Below are 16,481 nucleotides of genomic sequence, written 5' to 3'. Positions count from 1 at the left end.
TTTGCGGAAGGTAGGATTCGTCCGGATGGCCGAATGAGGTGGTGTTTAGTGTTCGGAAATCCGAATGGATGAGTTCATCGCGAGGCTTTGCCCCGCGATGATGTTCAGCGATCAGGCCGCCTGAACCCGCGCGCGGTTCAGTTCCAGGCGCTGCAGGTAATCCTGCAACGCCTGCTGTTCGGCGGCGGTAGTGAACAGCCCCAGCTTGCTCCGGCGCCAGAGGATGTCGTCGGCATTCACCGCCCATTCCTCGCTGCACAGGTAATCCACCTCGCGGGTGAACAAGCCGCCGCCAATCGCCTCACCCAGGTCTTGCGGGCCCTGTACGCCTTCGAGCAGGCGCCAGACGCGGCTGCCGTAGGTGCGCGCCCAGCGCTTGGCGATTTCCGCCGGCAACCAGCCACAGCGGGCCAGGATGGCATCCACCAGTGCCTGCGGGGTGCTCATGTCTTCACCGCCCGGCAGGGGAGCGCTGGCGGTCCAGCTGCCGCGCATCTGGGTGAAGAACGGTGCCAGTTCGCTCATGGCCGACTCGGCCAGTTTGCGGTAGGTGGTCAGCTTGCCGCCGAACACCGACAGCAGCGGTGCTTCACCGGCGCTGGCCGACAGCGCCAGGGTGTAGTCGCGGGTAACGGCCGACGGGTTGTCGGATTCGTCGTTGCACAGTGGGCGAACACCGGCATAGGTGTGGAGGATATCGGCGCGGCTGAGCTGGTGGTTGAAGTGCTCGTTGACCACTTTCAGCAGGTAATCGGTCTCGCCCTCGGTGATTGCCACTTTGGCCGGGTCGCCGGTGTACTCGCGGTCGGTGGTGCCGATCAGGGTGAAGCGTTCGAGGTACGGAATGGCGAAGACGATGCGCTGGTCTTCGTTCTGCAGGATGTAGGCATGTTCGCCGTCGTACAGCTTCGGCACGATCAGGTGGCTGCCCTGGATCAGGCGGATGCCGTACGGTGCATCGAGCTTGAGGTCGTCCTCGATGAACTTGGCCACCCAAGGGCCTGCGGCATTGACCAGCGCGCGGGCCTTGATCGACTGCTGGCTGCCATCGGCGTTTTCCAGTTGCACGTTCCACACCCCATCGACCCGGCGGGCGCTGATGCAGCGCGTGCGGGTCCGGATGTCGGCGCCTTTTTCGCGGGCGGCCATGGCGTTGAGCACCACCAGGCGGGCGTCATCGACGGCGCAGTCGGCATATTCGAAGCCACGGGTAATCGCCGGTTTGAGCGGGTTGCCCGGGCCAAAACGCAGGCTGCGCGACGCACCGAGCTGCTTGCGCTTGCCCAGGTTGTCGTAGAGGAACAGGCCGGCGCGGATCATCCAGGCCGGGCGCAGGTGTGGGCGGTGCGGCAGCACGAAGCGCATCGGCTTGACGATGTGCGGCGCCTTGGCCAACAGCACTTCGCGCTCGGCCAGAGCCTCACGCACCAGGCGGAATTCGTAATGCTCGAGGTAGCGCAGGCCGCCGTGGATCAGCTTGCTGCTTGCCGAGGAGGTATGGCTGGCCAGGTCGTCCTTTTCGCAAAGGAACACCGAAAGACCGCGTCCGGCTGCATCGGCGGCAATCCCCACACCGTTGATGCCACCGCCGATTACAGCGAGGTCATAGATTTCGGCAAGGGCGGGCGATGGCAAGCTGGATTGGGACACGGGTGGCCTCCTGAAGGTCTTTCCGACATCGAATCTGAACATTAATGTTCACTTTCGAAAATACTAGCGCAACAGAATGCGGCTCGCCAGTCACTTCCCATAGAAAATACTGATCAGATGACAAATAAATGAAAAATAACGAACATTCGAGCTGCCACCGTTGCGGTGGCAGCGTGCGCCGGCTCAGACCACTTCGAGGCGGATCTTGTACTGGTTGAGCAATTGGCTGAGGGCGGGGACCGGCGCCTGGTCGGTCACCAGGCAGTCGATCAGGCTGATCGAGCCCAGGCGCACCATGGCATTACGGCCGAACTTGCTCGAGTCGGCGGCCAGGATCACCTGGCGGGCATTGGCGATGATCGCCTGGGAGACACGCACTTCCTGGTAGTCGAAATCCAGCAGGCTGCCGTCCTCGTCGATGCCGCTGATACCGACCAGGGCGAAATCGACCTTGAACTGGTTGATGAAGTCGACACTGGCCTGGCCGACCACGCCGCCGTCACGGCGCACGTTGCCGCCGGCCAGCAACACTTCGAAATCGTCCTTGGCACTGAGGATCGACGCCACGTGCAGGTTGTTGGTGATGATTTTCAGGTGGTTGTGGTTGAGCAGGGCGCGGGCGATGGATTCGGTGGTGGTACCGATGTTGATGAACAGCGAAGCGTGGTCGGGAATCTGCGCGGCAATCGCTTCGGCGATGCGCTGCTTTTCATCGCGCATCTGATCGGCGCGCATGGCATAGGCGGTATTTTCGATGCTGGAATCGTAGGCCGCGCCCCCGTGGTAGCGGCGCAGCAGGTTGACCTCCGCCAGCTGGTTGATATCACGGCGGATGGTTTGCGGGGTGACGACGAACAGCTGCGCCATTTCTTCGATACTGACATAACCGCGTTCGCGGACCAGTTCGAGGATTTGTTGTTGGCGAGGGGGCAGATTCATGGGCGGTCCTTTGGGGCAGCCGGGCAAATTGCGCCATGAAAACAGCTCAAGCTACAAGCTGCAAGCCACAAGATGATTCGCGTCTTACGCACTTGCAGCTTGTAGCTTACAGCTTGCGTCTACTGCCTACTCTTCGTGCGGTTCCCAGTCGCGGGTGCGATCCACGGCCTTCAGCCAGCCGGCATACAGCTTCTCTTTGGCCACTTCGTCCAGTTGCGGAGTGAACTCGCGCTCGATGATCGCCTTGCCGCGCAGTTCATCCAGGCCGCTCCAGAAACCGCAGGCCAGGCCCGCCAGGTAGGCGGCGCCGAGGGCGGTGGTTTCGCGCATTTGCGGGCGCTCGACACAAGTGCCGAGGATGTCGGCCTGGAACTGCATGAGGAAATTGTTGGCGACAGCGCCGCCGTCAACCCGCAGTTCGCTCAGGCGCTGGCCGCAATCCTGCTGCATGGCGTCGAGCACGTCGCGGGTCTGGTAGGCGATCGACTCCAGCGCCGCGCGGATGATGTGATCGACCTTGACCCCGCGGGTCAGGCCGAACAGCGCGCCGCGGGCGTACGGGTCCCAGTACGGTGCGCCGAGGCCGGTGAAGGCCGGCACCAGGTATACGCCGTTGCTGTCCTTGACCTTGCTGGCGAAGTACTCGGTGTCGTGGGCATCGTTGACGATCTTCAGTTCGTCACGCAGCCACTGCACGGTGGAGCCGCCGTTGAACACCGCGCCTTCCAGGGCGTAGGCCACTTCGCCGCGCGGGCCGCAGGCGATGGTGGTGAGCAGGCCGTGGGAGGAGGTCACTGCCTTGTCGCCGGTGTTCATCAGCAGGAAACAGCCGGTGCCGTAGGTGTTCTTGGCCTGGCCGGGCTCCACGCACATCTGGCCGAACAGCGCGGCCTGCTGGTCGCCAGCGATACCGGCAATGGCGATACCGCTCTTGGTGCGGCCGTAGACTTCCGAGGAGCTGCGCACCTCGGGCAGCATCTGCCGAGGGATGTTCAGCACCTCGAGCATCTTCTCGTCCCACTCCAGGGTGTGGATGTTGAAGAGCATGGTGCGCGAGGCGTTGGTGTAGTCAGTGACGTGCACTTTGCCGCCGGAGAATTTCCAGATCAGCCAGCTGTCGACGGTGCCGAACAGCAGGTCGCCACGCTCGGCGCGCTCGCGGGCGCCTTCAACGTTGTCGAGAATCCACTTGAGCTTGGTGCCGGAGAAGTAGGGGTCGGTGACCAGGCCGGTGGTTTCGCGGATGTAGTCCTGCAGGCCGTCACGCTTGAGCTGCTCGCAGATCTCGGTGCTGCGCCGGCATTGCCAGACGATGGCGTTGTACACCGGGCGGCCGGTCTCCTTGTCCCAGACCACGGTGGTTTCACGCTGGTTGGTGATACCGATGGCGGCGACCTGGTCATGGCTCAGGCCAGCCTGGGCCAGGGCTTCGACCATGGTCGCGCTCTGGGTGGCGAAGATTTCCATCGGGTCGTGCTCGACCCAGCCGGCTTGAGGGTAATGTTGTGCGAATTCGCGCTGCGAGGTGCCAACCACGTTGGCGTCACGGTCGAAAATGATGGCCCGCGAACTGGTCGTGCCCTGGTCCAGGGCAATGATGTAGTTCTTGTTCTGGGTGTCTGTCATGTCGTTGGCCTTGCACTAAATGGGGTAGAGATCAGGGCGCGGCGAGCCTGGCTCGCCACCGCAGGCATCAGGATGCCTGGGTCTTGCCCTGAGGGTTGGCGTCGGTCTGGGCGTTTTCGCTCTCGGCAACCGGCAGGTTGCGGGCGATCACGCCGCGGTACAGGGCGGCCCCAAGGCTCGCTCCTATGATCGGCGCAAAAATCGGAATCAGGAAATAGGGAATATCACGACCGCCAGTAAAGGCGACTTCGCCCCAGCCGGCGAGGAAAGTCATCAGCTTGGGCCCGAAGTCCCGCGCCGGGTTCATCGCAAAGCCGGTCAGCGGGCCCATGGCGCTGCCGATCACGGCAATCAGCAGGCCAATCAGCAGGGGTGCCATGGCGCCACGCGGCAAGCCGTTGTTGTCGTCGGTCAGGGCCATGATCACCGCCATCAGTACGGCGGTGATGATCACTTCGACCAGGAAGGCCTGGCTGGTGGACAGCGCCGGGTGCGGGTAGGTGGAAAACACCGAGGCCAGCTCAAGGCTGGCCTGGCTGCCGCGGATCATTGCGTGGGCCTGTTCGAAATCGAAGAACAGGTTGCTGTACAGCGTGTAAACCAACGCCGCCCCACAGAAGGCGCCGGCGATCTGGGCAACGATGTAGAACGGTAGTTTGTGCTTCTCGAAACCGGCGAACAGGCACAGGGCGATGCTCACGGCCGGGTTCAGGTGCGCGCCGGACACCCCGGCGGTGAGGTAAATCGCCATGCTCACGCCGACGCCCCAGATGATGCTGATTTCCCACAGGCCGAAGCTGGCACCCGCAACCTTGAGCGCAGCAACGCAGCCAGTGCCGAAAAAGATCAGCAGCGCGGTGCCGAGAAATTCGGCCATGCACTGGCTTGAAAGTGTTGGTTGTCGCAGAGCAGTCGTCATTCGTTACCTCGGTTCTTGTTGTTGTGAGGCGCAGTGAGCGCTCGACAAAAACCCGACAGAAATCCCCATTTCGGTCGGGCGGCGGCAGGAAATGCACCTTATCGGGGCATAGCTATATTCAGAATCGAAAAAATATAGACAAGAAACGCTTATGTCAAAGGTCGAAAGTGAACCACCGTTCACAATCTGACTATTGGTGGCGCTGATGGGCGTTGGTTGCGCCTGGGCTTTTGCCCTAAAGTAACCGGCGAAATGGCATTCACCCTTCTGCTTGGAGTCCTGCATGACCCCCGCCCTGGATCTGCTGAAAAAGGTTCGCGCCGAACACCACATCCACAGTTACGAACATGACCCCAAGGCTGCGTCCTACGGCCTGGAGGCGGCGGAAAAGCTCAACCTAGAGCCCGCACGGGTGTTCAAGACCTTGCTCGCCTGCAGCGAAAAGGGTGAGTTGCTGGTAGCGGTAGTGCCGGTAGTCGGTAGTCTGGATCTGAAAGGCCTGGCCCATGCGGCCGGGGTGAAGAAGTGCGAGATGGCCGATCCGGCGGCGGCGCAGCGTTCGACCGGTTACCTGTTGGGCGGGATCAGCCCCTTGGGACAGAAAAAGCGCCTGCGCACTTTTATTGATGAAACCGCTCAAACCTTTGAAACAATTTTCGTCAGCGCTGGCCGCCGCGGCCTGGAAGTCGAGCTAGCTGCGGCAGTGCTGGCCGAGCATACCCAGGGTAAATTCGCCGCCATTGGCCGCGACTGACATCTGTATGCTCAAAATCGCTTGATTCTGTCTCTGTCGGCCGAGGCTGTCTGGCGGGCATGCTCTGCGGCCCGCCACTCTGAGATTCACCTCATGCCGCTTGAATTCCATCAGGTCGATGCCTTCAGCGACCGTCCTTTCGCTGGCAACCCGGCCATGGTCTATCGCCTCGACAGCTGGCTCGCCGATGAGCTGATGCAGCAGATTGCCGCCGAACACAATCTGGCCGAGACCGCGTTCGTCGTCCCCCATGCCGAAGGCTGGCAGATCCGCTGGTTTACCCCGAGCACCGAAGTGCCGCTGTGTGGCCATGCAACCCTGGCCAGCGCTCATGTGCTGTGGGAGGTCTATAAAGAGCCGGGTGAGCGCTTGTTGTTCCAGAGCAAGTCCGGTCCGCTGAGCGTCAGCCGTGACGGTCCGCGCCTGCAACTGGATTTCCCCCGGGTCGAGCCACAGCCGTTGAATGAAGCGGTAGCGGTGGCCGAAGCACTGGGCTGCCCGGTGCTGGAAGTGTGGAAAACCAGTGAGCTGCTGGTTCGGGTCGAATCCGAGCAGGTGTTGCGTGCCTGTACCCCGGACATGACGGCACTGGCGCAATTGCCGGGGCTGGGGGTGATCGTTACCGCGCCGGGTATCGAACACGATTTTGTTTCGCGCTACTTTGCGCCGGGTATCGGCATTCCTGAAGATCCGGTGACCGGCTCTACCCATTGCAGCCTGATCCCGTACTGGGCGCAACGCCTGGGCAAGAATCAGCTGCGGGCGTTCCAGTGTTCGAGTCGCGGCGGCGAATTGTTCTGCCGGCTGGAGGGGGAACGGGTGAAGATTGGCGGGTACGCCAGACGTGTGGCCAGCGGGGTTTTGACGCTGGACTGACAAGGCCTACGCCCGCAGGGTAGAACGCAGACCTTGTGGGGGCCGGCTTTGCCGGCGATGGGCTGCAACGCAGCCCCGCTGTCAGACCGCCGAGCTATACCGACGAACGCCGTTCTCCGGCACCGGCAACTGCGCTGCGACACTGCCAGGCACGGCAAACACCACCAGGTGATCCGCCGCTACTTCGATCCCCACTTCGCTGCCGACCTGATGGTCATTGTGGCTCGGGAAAATCGCTTCCAGCTGGCTGCCGGTCGGCAGTTGCAGGCGGTAGAGGGTCGAGGCGCCGAGGAAACTCTTGCCGACGATCAGCGCTTTGAGCTCGCTGTCCGGTGCATGAATGATGTCGTCCGGACGCAGCAGCACATCCACGGCGCTGCCGGGCGTCAGGGTATAGGCGCGGTTGCCGTGCAGCTCGCCGAGCTCGGTGCGTACCGACTCCGGGCTGGTCAGCTGGCCACGAATGAAATAGCCCTGGCCGATGAAGCTGGCTACGAACGGTGTCAGTGGTTCGTGGTAGAGGTTGTAGGGTGTATCCCACTGCTCCAGGCGACCTTCCTTGAACACCCCGACGTGGTCGCTGACGGCAAAGGCTTCTTCCTGGTCGTGGGTGACCAGGATTGCGCTGGTGCCGCGGCTTTTGAGGATGTCGCGCACCTCGTGGCTCAGGCGTCGGCGCAGCTCGACATCGAGGTTGGAGAACGGCTCGTCGAGCAGCAGCAGTTGCGGCTCGGGCGCCAGCGCGCGGGCCAGGGCCACACGTTGCTGCTGGCCACCGGAAAGCTCGTGCGGGTAGCGTTTGCCCAGGCCGCCGAGCTTGACCAGCTCGAGCATCTCGTCGACCACCTGGCGCTGCTGCGGGTGCTTGCCGATGCCGAAGGCGATGTTCTCGGCCACAGTCAGGTGCGGGAACAGCGCGTAGTCCTGGAACACCATGCCAATCCGACGTTTCTCCGGTGCCAGGGTGAACCCGGCTTTGGAGATGACTTCGCCACCCAGCTGGATTTCGCCCTCGTGCACCGGCTCGAAACCGGCGATGGCGCGCAGGGTGGTGGTCTTGCCGCAGCCGGAGGAGCCCAGCAGACAACCGATGTCGCCGGCGTTCAGGTGCAGGTTGAGGTTCTGGACGATGCGCTGCTCGCCATAGCCACAGGCGAGCTCGCGCAGGTTAAGCAGTAAAGGTTGACTCATGCGTGGTGATAGGCCGGTTCAACAAGAAATTCGAGAAGCGCCTTCTGTGCATGCAAGCGGTTTTCGGCCTGGTCCCAGGCGACCGAACGGGGGTCGTCGAGCAGGTCCAGGCTGATTTCCTCGCCGCGATGGGCGGGCAGGCAGTGCATGAACAGGGCATCGGGTGCTGCCAGGTCGAGCAGTTCGCGGGTTACCTGGTAAGGCGCGAACAAGGCCAGGCGCCGTGCAGTTTCCTCTTCCTGACCCATGGAAGTCCAGACATCGGTGCTCACCAGGTGGGCGCCCTGCAGGGCTTCTTTGGGTTCACGGAAGATTTGCACGCGGTCACCGGCCTGGGCCAGGAACTGCGGATTGGGCTCGAATTCGGCCGGGCAGGCGATGCGCAGCTGGAAGTCGAACTGGATGGCCGCTTCTATATAGCTGTTGCACATGTTGTTGCCGTCGCCGATCCAGGCCACGGTCTTGCCCTGGATGGCGCCGCGGTGCTCGAGGAAGGTCTGCATGTCGGCCAGCAGCTGGCACGGGTGCAGATCGTCGGACAGGCCGTTGATCACCGGTACGCGCGAATTGGCGGCGAATTCGGTCAGGGTGCTGTGGGCAAAGGTGCGGATCATCACCGCATCGAGCATGCGCGACATGACGATGGCGCAATCGCCGATCGGCTCGCCGCGGCCCAGCTGGGTGTCCCGTGGCGAGAGGAAGATGGCCTGGCCGCCGAGCTGGATCATGCCGGCTTCGAACGACAGGCGGGTGCGGGTTGAGGACTTCTCGAAGATCATCCCCAGCACGCGATTTTTCAGCGGTTCGAACAGTACGCCGCGGTTACGCAGGTCCTTCAGCTCGATACCTCGACGGATCACACTGAGCAGTTCTTCGGGTGTGAAATCCATCAGGGAGAGAAAGTGCCTAGCGCTCATGTTTGACTACCTTTTTGCAACAGACCGCAGATCAGCCATACCGGTTTTTTTTAACAACGGAAGTGACCTGCGGCGAAAGCCGCACGGGGCGACGAATTAGGGGAAGACGCAATACTATAATTAAATGTCGCGTCATACCAAGAGGGGGTTTCGTCGCCGATGTTTCAGGCAGTGTCGTAACCCATTGGGCTGAAGCTTTTTTTATACGCTGCACAAGGGTTTTACACTGCCTGCCAGCGCCTTGGCAAACCCGGTAGCGGGCCTGCGCTGAATCGCCTTGCCTGATGGACGAAGATTCACGCGACGAACCTCACTGGCCGCAAGCTCGGGTCAGGCTCATAGTCGGTTGATCCCAGACACCCGAGCAAGAGGTGGCCATGAACAAGACCCAGCATCACCGTGCCTGTCATCTGTGCGAAGCCATCTGCGGCTTGACCCTGGAAATCACCCACGAGCCCGACGCCCCACTGCGTATCAGCTCGATCAAGGGCGACCCCGAAGACAGCTTCAGTCGCGGCCACATCTGCCCCAAGGCGGTGGCCCTGCAGGATATCCAGAACGATCCTGACCGACTGCGCGCGCCGCACAAGCGTGTCGGTGACAGCTGGCAAGCCATCAGCTGGGAGGAGGCCTTTGCACTGGCTGCGCAAAAGCTCTGGGCCATCCAGCAGGCCCATGGGCAGAACGCCGTGGCGGTCTACCAGGGCAACCCCAGCGTGCACAACTACGGGTTGATGACCCACAGCAACTATTTTCTCGGCCTGCTCAAGACCCGCAATCGTTTCTCCGCCACCTCGGTGGACCAGCTGCCGCACCACCTGACCAGCTACCTGATGTACGGCCATGGGTTGTTGTTGCCGATCCCTGACATCGACCACACCGAGTTCATGCTGATTCTGGGCGGCAACCCGCTGGCCTCCAACGGCAGCATCATGACCGTGCCGGACGTCGAGAAACGCCTTAAGGCGATCCAGGCCCGTGGCGGCAAGTTGGTGGTGGTCGACCCGCGCCGCAGCGAGACTGCGGCGATGGCCGACCAGCATGTGTTCATTCGCCCCGGCACTGACGCGGCGCTGCTCTGTGGCCTGCTCAACACCCTGTTTGGCGAAGGCCTGACTCGCCCCTCGGCCTTGCCGGTGGATGGCCTGGACAGGGTACAAGCGGCCATTGCGCCGTTCACCGCCGAGGCCATGAGCGCCCTATGCGGTGTCGACGCCACGGTGATACGCCAGTTGGCGCGGGATTTCGCCAGCGCCGACAAGGCCGTCTGCTACGGGCGCATGGGCGTATCGACCCAGGCCTTCGGCACCTTGTGCCACTGGCTGGTGCAGTTGCTCAACCTAGTCAGCGGCAACCTCGACCGGGTCGGTGGCGCGCTGTGTACCGAGCCTGCGGTGGATCTGGTAGCGAGTACTTCAGGCGGGCATTTCAATGCCTGGCAGAGCCGGGTCTCGGGGCTGCCCGAGTATGGCGGCGAATTGCCGGTGGCGGCTCTGGCCGAAGAGATGCTGGTTGAAGGCCAGGGGCAGGTTCGCGCGCTGGTGACGGTGGCGGGCAACCCGGTGTTGTCCACGCCCAATGGCCGCCAGCTTGAACGCGCCCTGGACGGTCTTGAGTTCATGCTCAGCATCGACCTGTACATCAACGAGACCACCCGTTACGCCGACCTGATCCTGCCGTCCACCTCGGCATTGGAGAACGATCACTACGACACCACCTTCAACCTGTTTGCGGTGCGCAATGTCAGCCGCTTCAATCGGGCCATCCTGCCCAAGCCCGAAGGTGCCTTGCATGACTGGGAAATCTTCGTCGGCCTGGCCAAGGCCTTTGCCGCCCTTAGCGACAAGCCTTTGAAACCGACCCTGCCGCCGGCACAAATGATCGATATCGGCCTGCGCCAGGGCCGCTATGGCGAGGCCTCGGCGTTCAAGCTGTCGCTTGAGACCCTCGACCAGCACCCCCATGGTATCGACCTGGGCCCGCTGCAGCCCAACCTTGCTGCACGCCTGAAGACGGCTAACCAACGGATTCAGGCCGCACCCCAGGAAATCCTCGGCGACCTGCAGCGCTTTGCCGGGCAGCCGCCGCTGGCGGCGGGTCAACTGCTGCTGATCGGGCGCCGCCATGTGCGCAGCAATAATTCATGGATGCACAACTATCATCGCCTGGTAAAAGGCAAACCCCGTCATCAGTTGTTGATGCACCCGGACGACCTGGCCGGTCGCCAGTTGCAGGATGGCCAGCGTGTGCGCGTCAGCTCGCGGGTCGGCGAAATCGAGGTCGAAGTGCAGGCCAGCAGCGACATGATGCCGGGGGTGGTCAGCCTGCCGCATGGCTTTGGCCATGCCCGTGCCGGGGTGCGCATGGAGATCGCCCAGGGCCAGCCCGGCGCCAGCGCCAACGACCTCACCGATGAGCGTCAGCTCGATGCAGTGTCGGGTAATGCGGCGCTTAATGGCGTGCCAGTGCAGGTGGTTGCGGCCTGATATCGGCAAGGCCGAGCGTCCTGCTCGGCTTTCCGATACAATGCGTCACCGTGCCGACAACCAGGTCGGAAAGTTCAGCCGCGAGGTGCTTCATGGATATCATCGAAACAATCAAAGAGCAGATTGCCAACAACACCATTCTGCTTTACATGAAAGGCTCGCCGAATGCCCCGCAGTGCGGTTTTTCGGCCAAGGCGGCGCAAGCCGTGATGGGTTGCGGCGAGAAATTCGCTTACGTGGATATCCTGCAGAATCCGGAAATCCGCGCCAACCTGCCAAAATACGCCAACTGGCCGACCTTCCCACAGCTGTGGGTTGCCGGCGAGCTGGTTGGCGGTTCCGACATCATGGCTGAGATGTTTGCCAACGGCGAACTGCAGACCCTGATCAAGGAAGCAGCCAAGGCTAAGTCAACCGAGTCCTGATTCCAGGACATTGGTCAAAAAAAGCCCCGCAGTGCGGGGCTTTTTTGTGCCTGTAGGGCAGCGTACTTACTCGCCCATCTGCGACTGCAGGTAGTTCTCCAGGGAGACCTTGTCGATCAGGCTCAGCTGGGTTTCCAGCCAGTCGATGTGCTCTTCCTCGGCTTCGAGGATGTCTTCGAGCAGCTCACGGCTGCCGAAGTCGCCGACGGTCTCACAGTGGGCGATGGCGGCCTTGAGGTCGACCAGGCCTTTTTGCTCGATCTTCAGGTCGCACTCGAGCATTTCCTTGGTGTGTTCACCAATCAGCAACTTGCCCAGGTCCTGGACGTTGGGGATGCCTTCGAGGAACAGAATACGCTTGATCAGTTTGTCAGCGTGTTTCATCTCTTCGATGGATTCTTTGTACTCGTGCTTGCCGAGTTTCTCCAGACCCCAGTCTTCGTACATGCGCGCATGCAGGAAGTATTGGTTGATTGCGACCAGCTCGTTTCCGAGGATCTTGTTGAGATGCTGGATGACGCTAACGTCGCCTTTCATGATGGGGTCCTGCCCTGTAAGTGTGTCTATAAAGGCAAGTCTGAGCCCCGCAACTTCTACTGTCAAACCTAAGTTATTGAATAATAAATGAAAATTAATCGGAATAAGAATGTTTGTGTTCCGCGTTAAACCCCTAACTACTTGAATTACAGGCATAAAAAAACCGGACACTGGGTCCGGTTCTTGGAATTCGTTGAATTATGCTGCAGTAAATTCTACAGGATAGGGCAGGGCAGCCTGGCTGACCTGAAGCTCGGTGAGGGTTTCGCGCACCACCTGCTTGGCCAGGCAGGCACATTTGCCACACTGGCTGGCCACGTTGGTGGCGCTTCTGACTTCCTTGTAGCTGCAGCATCCTTCATAGATCGCATCGCGGATCTGTCCGTCGGTCACACCAACACAAAGACACACATACATAGGGCTGACCATCGCTGGTTAAGGCTCAATGCGAAGAAGCTTAATGTTAATGAGAATGCTTGTCAAAACTCTTTCTGTAATAGGCGAACTAGAGCGACCGACGGCAGATTGTCGAGCGTTCGGACTGAAATTCGGCGAGCGGCGCCGGGCGGTGTATGATGGTCGGCCATTTCGCTGCCGGGCCAGTGCATGCTGGCCTGTGCAAGATGATTCCACCCCATCAGGAGATATCGCATGAGCGTACTCGTTGGCAAAAATGCCCCGGACTTCACCGTTCCAGCTGTTCTGGGCAACGGCGAAATCGTCGACAGCTTCAACCTGGCTTCGGCCATCAAGGGCAAGTACGGCCTGGTGTTCTTCTACCCGCTGGACTTCACCTTCGTCTGCCCGTCCGAGCTGATCGCCCTGGACCACCGCATGGCCGAATTCAAGGCGCGTAACGTTGAAGTGATCGCCGTGTCGATCGACTCGCACTTCACCCACAACGCCTGGCGCAACACCCCGATCAATGCCGGCGGCATCGGTCAGGTCCAGTACATCATGGCTGCCGACATGAAGCACGACATCGCCAAGGCCTACGACGTAGAGTCCGAAGGCGGCGTAGCTTTCCGTGGCGCGTTCCTGATCGACGACAAGGGCGTTGTCCGCTCGCAGATCGTCAACGACCTGCCACTGGGCCGTAACATGGACGAACTGCTGCGTCTGGTCGACGCCCTGCAATTCCACGAAGAGCACGGCGAAGTCTGCCCTGCCAACTGGAAAAAAGGCGACAAGGGCATGACCGCTTCGCCAGAAGGCGTTGCTGCTTACCTGAGCGAGAACGCTGGCAAGCTGTAATTTGCCAGGCATAAAAAAACCGGCCTTGATGGCCGGTTTTTTTATGCGCGGTGCACAGGCTTCAGTCGTTGAAGTCCTGCCAGCCGCCCATTTCCTTCCAGCGGTTGACGATGCCGCAGAACAGCTCGGCAGTCTTCTCGGTGTCGTAACGCGCCGAGTGCGCCTCACGGCCATCGAAGTCGATGTCGGCGCTCTGGCAGGCCCGCGCCAGCACGGTCTGGCCATAGGCAAGGCCGGCCAGGGTGGCGGTGTCGAAGCTTGAGAACGGATGAAACGGGTTGCGCTTCATGTCGTGGCGGGCCACGGCGGCATTGAGGAAGCCCAGGTCGAAGCTGCTGTTGTGGCCGACCAGGATCGCCCGTTTGCAGCCATTGGCCTTGAGCGCCTTGCGCACGCCACGGAAGATGTCGGTCAGTGCCGACTCTTCGCTGACGGCCATGCGCAGCGGGTGATCGAGCTTGATCCCGGTGAACTCCAGAGCCGCTTGCTCGATGTTGGCGCCTTCGAACGGCTCGACGCGGAAGAAATAGGTGTGTTCCGGGAACAGGAAGCCCTTTTCGTCCATGCCGATGGTGACTGCGGCGATTTCCAGCAGGGCGTCGGTGGCGCTGTTGAAACCGCCGGTCTCGACGTCGACCACTACCGGCAGGTAACCGCGAAAGCGTTCAGCCATCGGGTGGCGCGGACCGCCGCCATGACCTTCCTGGTCGTCTTCGTACTGATCTTCGCTCACGCAGTTTCCTCCAGCAGGCGCCAGCGCAGTTGCTCACCGGCGCGCAGCGGGATAACGGTCTGCTCGCCGAACGGCAAGCTGCTTGGGGCGGTCCAGCTGTCGCGGACCAGGGTAATCGTATCGGTGTTGGCCGGTAGGCCATAGAAGCTTGGGCCGTGCAGGCTGGCGAAGCCTTCGAGCTTGTCCAGCGCGTTACGCTGCTCGAATGCCTCGGCGTACAGCTCGATCGCGGCATAGGCGGTGTAGCAGCCGGCACAGCCACAGGCGGCTTCCTTGGCGTGCTGGGCATGGGGCGCCGAGTCGGTACCGAGGAAGAACTTGCTGCTGCCGCTGGTGGCGGCGTCCAGCAAAGCCACCTGGTGGGTGTTGCGCTTGAGGATCGGCAGGCAATAGAAGTGCGGACGAATGCCGCCCACCAGCATGTGGTTGCGGTTGTACAGCAGGTGCTGGGCAGTGATGGTCGCGCCGACGTTGGCCGGGGCCTCGTTGACGAACTGCACGGCTTCGCTGGTGGTGATGTGTTCGAACACCACCTTGAGGGTCGGGAAGCGCTCGACCACACGGCGCAGGTGCTCGTCGATGAACAGCTTCTCGCGGTCGAACACGTCGATCTCGGGGCGCGTTACTTCACCGTGCACCAGCAGTGGCATGCCGACCTCGGCCATGGCTTCGAGCACCGGGAAGATCTTGTCGACACTGGTGACGCCGGAATCGGAGTTGGTCGTCGCGCCGGCTGGATACATCTTGGCGGCATGGACAAAACCGGTGGCCTTGGCCGCGCGGATTTCCTCGGGCTGGGTGCGGTCGGTGAGGTACAGCACCATCAGCGGCTCGAAACGGCTGCCGGCAGGGCGTGCGGCAAGGATGCGCTCACGGTAGGCACCGGCTTGGGCGGCGTTGCGCACCGGTGGTACCAGGTTGGGCATGATGATTGCGCGGGCAAAGGTGCGCGCAACGTCGCCGACGGTATGCGGCAATACAGCGCCATCACGAAGATGGATGTGCCAGTCGTCGGGACGCAGGAGGGTCAGGCGGTCGGACATTGGGGATTCCAGGCGGGTCGAACTCAAGGTGAATGCTACCGGAAAAGCCGGTTACGAGCACTCGCTATCAAGTTTTGCCGCGACCGACCGATAGCGTGCAGGTATACCGTGAAAATCTGTGGAGCCGCCCGTGCGCCAGCGTTATCTAGCCCTGCTCAGTGTGTTTGCCAGCATGCCCGCCATGGCACTCACTTTCCAGACCCGTCTGGAGAACGTCGAGTGGAAGGTCGAAGGCGATCAGTTCGAATGTCGGCTGGTTCAACCCATTGCCGATTTCGGCAGCGGCGAGTTCGTTCGCCGGGCCGGCGAGCAGCCAACTTTCCAGCTGCGCTCAAGCAGTAACGTCCTTGGTGCCGGTTCCGCCACCCTGCTGGCGGCGGCCGCGCCGTGGCAGCCCGGACGTGGCGATATCAACCTGGGCGCGGTGCGCATGGCCCGCAGCGGCGTGCTTTTTACCAGTTCCCAGGGCCAGGCCAGCCGCTTGATCAACGGCCTGCTCGATGGCCGTAGCACCGTGGTGCGCAACTACGCCGGTGAAGCCGGGCGAACCATGGAAGTGCGGGTGTTGCCAGTCAAGTTCAGCAAGGCCTACGGCGACTATCAGGCCTGCGCGGCAAAACTTTTGCCGATGAATTATGACCAGGTGCGTCAGGCGCGGGTCGGCTTTCCGGGCGGCGGCATTGACCTGGATGCCGATGCCCGGGCACGCCTGGACGTGATCCTCGACTTCCTCAAGGCCGACCCCACTGTTAACCATATCGAACTCGACGGCCACTCCGACAACAGCGGCAACCGCCTGACCAACCGCGACCTGTCGCGGCGCCGGGCACTGGCGGTGATGGAGTACCTCAAGGCCCACGGTATTCCCGAAGAGCAGATCACCGTGCGCTTCCATGGCGAGCGTTATCCGCTGGCGCGCAACAACAGCGCAGCCAACCGCGCGCGCAACCGACGGGTGAATATTCAGCTTGATCGGGTTACGCCTGTCGAAAAACCCCTGGAAAAGGCCGTTGAACCTGCAGCCAAACCACCGGCCGCACCTGCTGCCGCAGCCAGTACCGCGAAGCCCGTCGCCACGTCCTGAGGTGCGACCGTCCGTCGCGCTCTCGACAGTTCCTGTCGCTTTGTCGT

16 protein-coding genes are annotated in these 16,481 nt (G+C 61.7%); 6 read left to right on the top strand and 10 right to left on the bottom strand.

The genetic code is table 11. The annotated features are described in order from the left end of the window. Positions 1 to 111 precede the first annotated feature (111 nt). From glpD to ACZ9A3_RS17820, 4 genes are all read right to left on the bottom strand, one after another. Positions 112 to 1,650: a glycerol-3-phosphate dehydrogenase gene (gene glpD / locus ACZ9A3_RS17835; protein ID WP_476252961.1), complete on the bottom strand. Its 1,539-nt coding sequence runs from the start codon at positions 1,648 to 1,650 to the stop codon at positions 112 to 114. 183 nt (positions 1,651 to 1,833) lie between these two features. Next, positions 1,834 to 2,589 carry a DeoR/GlpR family transcriptional regulator gene (locus ACZ9A3_RS17830; RefSeq protein WP_045197716.1) on the bottom strand — a complete coding sequence of 252 codons (756 nt, stop codon included), beginning with the start codon at positions 2,587 to 2,589 and terminating at the stop codon, positions 1,834 to 1,836. A 126-nt stretch (positions 2,590 to 2,715) separates the two neighbouring features. Further along, complete coding sequence (gene glpK, locus ACZ9A3_RS17825) at positions 2,716 to 4,215, bottom strand: glycerol kinase GlpK (RefSeq protein ID WP_093380122.1); 1,500 nt, start codon at positions 4,213 to 4,215, stop codon at positions 2,716 to 2,718. A gap of 67 nt (positions 4,216 to 4,282) precedes the next feature. Further along, positions 4,283 to 5,134 (bottom strand): MIP/aquaporin family protein, encoded by an 852-nt coding sequence (locus ACZ9A3_RS17820; protein WP_045197720.1) that lies wholly within the window; start codon positions 5,132 to 5,134, stop codon positions 4,283 to 4,285. A gap of 283 nt (positions 5,135 to 5,417) precedes the next feature. Between ACZ9A3_RS17820 and ybaK the strand changes: the two genes are divergently transcribed. Together ybaK and ACZ9A3_RS17810 are read left to right on the top strand one after the other, a co-directional pair. Next, positions 5,418 to 5,888, top strand: a complete 471-nt coding sequence (ybaK, locus tag ACZ9A3_RS17815; RefSeq protein WP_093380125.1) for a Cys-tRNA(Pro) deacylase — start codon at positions 5,418 to 5,420, stop codon at positions 5,886 to 5,888. Positions 5,889 to 5,981: 93 nt separating this feature from the next. After that, positions 5,982 to 6,764, top strand: coding sequence for a PhzF family phenazine biosynthesis protein (locus ACZ9A3_RS17810; RefSeq protein WP_195884872.1), 783 nt, complete (start codon positions 5,982 to 5,984; stop codon positions 6,762 to 6,764). A gap of 81 nt (positions 6,765 to 6,845) precedes the next feature. Here the strand turns inward: ACZ9A3_RS17810 and ACZ9A3_RS17805 are convergent, their stop codons facing one another. Both ACZ9A3_RS17805 and argF read right to left on the bottom strand, forming a co-directional pair. Continuing rightward, positions 6,846 to 7,955, bottom strand: a complete 1,110-nt coding sequence (locus ACZ9A3_RS17805) for an ABC transporter ATP-binding protein (RefSeq protein WP_213603439.1) — start codon at positions 7,953 to 7,955, stop codon at positions 6,846 to 6,848. Then, positions 7,952 to 8,872, bottom strand: coding sequence for an ornithine carbamoyltransferase (argF, locus tag ACZ9A3_RS17800; RefSeq protein ID WP_045197728.1), 921 nt, complete (start codon positions 8,870 to 8,872; stop codon positions 7,952 to 7,954). The genes ACZ9A3_RS17805 and argF overlap by 4 nt, the downstream gene beginning before the upstream one ends. 377 nt (positions 8,873 to 9,249) lie before the next feature. Here argF and ACZ9A3_RS17795 point away from each other — a divergent pair, with 377 nt between their 5' ends. Continuing rightward, positions 9,250 to 11,358, top strand: coding sequence for a molybdopterin oxidoreductase family protein (locus ACZ9A3_RS17795; protein ID WP_476252960.1), 2,109 nt, complete (start codon positions 9,250 to 9,252; stop codon positions 11,356 to 11,358). 92 nt (positions 11,359 to 11,450) lie between these two features. Beyond that, positions 11,451 to 11,783, top strand: coding sequence for a Grx4 family monothiol glutaredoxin (gene grxD, locus ACZ9A3_RS17790; protein ID WP_476252959.1), 333 nt, complete (start codon positions 11,451 to 11,453; stop codon positions 11,781 to 11,783). Positions 11,784 to 11,849: 66 nt separating this feature from the next. Here the strand turns inward: grxD and bfr are convergent, their stop codons facing one another. Beyond that, positions 11,850 to 12,320: a bacterioferritin gene (gene bfr / locus ACZ9A3_RS17785; protein ID WP_045197734.1), complete on the bottom strand. Its 471-nt coding sequence runs from the start codon at positions 12,318 to 12,320 to the stop codon at positions 11,850 to 11,852. Positions 12,321 to 12,518: 198 nt separating this feature from the next. Beyond that, a complete protein-coding gene (locus ACZ9A3_RS17780; RefSeq protein WP_010221037.1) occupies positions 12,519 to 12,737 on the bottom strand; it encodes a bacterioferritin-associated ferredoxin in 219 nt (72 codons plus the stop codon). 234 nt (positions 12,738 to 12,971) lie between these two features. Between ACZ9A3_RS17780 and ACZ9A3_RS17775 the strand changes: the two genes are divergently transcribed. After that, the gene (locus ACZ9A3_RS17775) at positions 12,972 to 13,574 is read left to right on the top strand and encodes a peroxiredoxin (protein ID WP_010221038.1); all 603 of its coding nucleotides are present in this window, start codon (positions 12,972 to 12,974) and stop codon (positions 13,572 to 13,574) included. Between the two features lie 61 nt (positions 13,575 to 13,635). On the opposite strand, the gene rnt is transcribed toward ACZ9A3_RS17775, so the two are convergent. Together rnt and pyrC are read right to left on the bottom strand one after the other, a co-directional pair. After that, a complete protein-coding gene (gene rnt / locus ACZ9A3_RS17770; protein ID WP_267954172.1) occupies positions 13,636 to 14,247 on the bottom strand; it encodes a ribonuclease T in 612 nt (203 codons plus the stop codon). 56 nt (positions 14,248 to 14,303) lie between these two features. Continuing rightward, positions 14,304 to 15,350, bottom strand: coding sequence for a dihydroorotase (gene pyrC, locus ACZ9A3_RS17765; protein ID WP_093380133.1), 1,047 nt, complete (start codon positions 15,348 to 15,350; stop codon positions 14,304 to 14,306). A 130-nt stretch (positions 15,351 to 15,480) separates the two neighbouring features. On the opposite strand from pyrC, the gene ACZ9A3_RS17760 reads away from it, so the two are divergent. Continuing rightward, the gene (locus ACZ9A3_RS17760; protein WP_476252958.1) at positions 15,481 to 16,434 is read left to right on the top strand and encodes a flagellar protein MotY; all 954 of its coding nucleotides are present in this window, start codon (positions 15,481 to 15,483) and stop codon (positions 16,432 to 16,434) included. Positions 16,435 to 16,481: the final 47 nt, after the last annotated feature.

The organism is Pseudomonas sp. TE4620, from assembly GCF_056279045.1.
The sequence above is the reverse complement of the archived record's forward strand: the minus strand, read 5'-3'. Positions and strand labels throughout refer to the sequence as shown.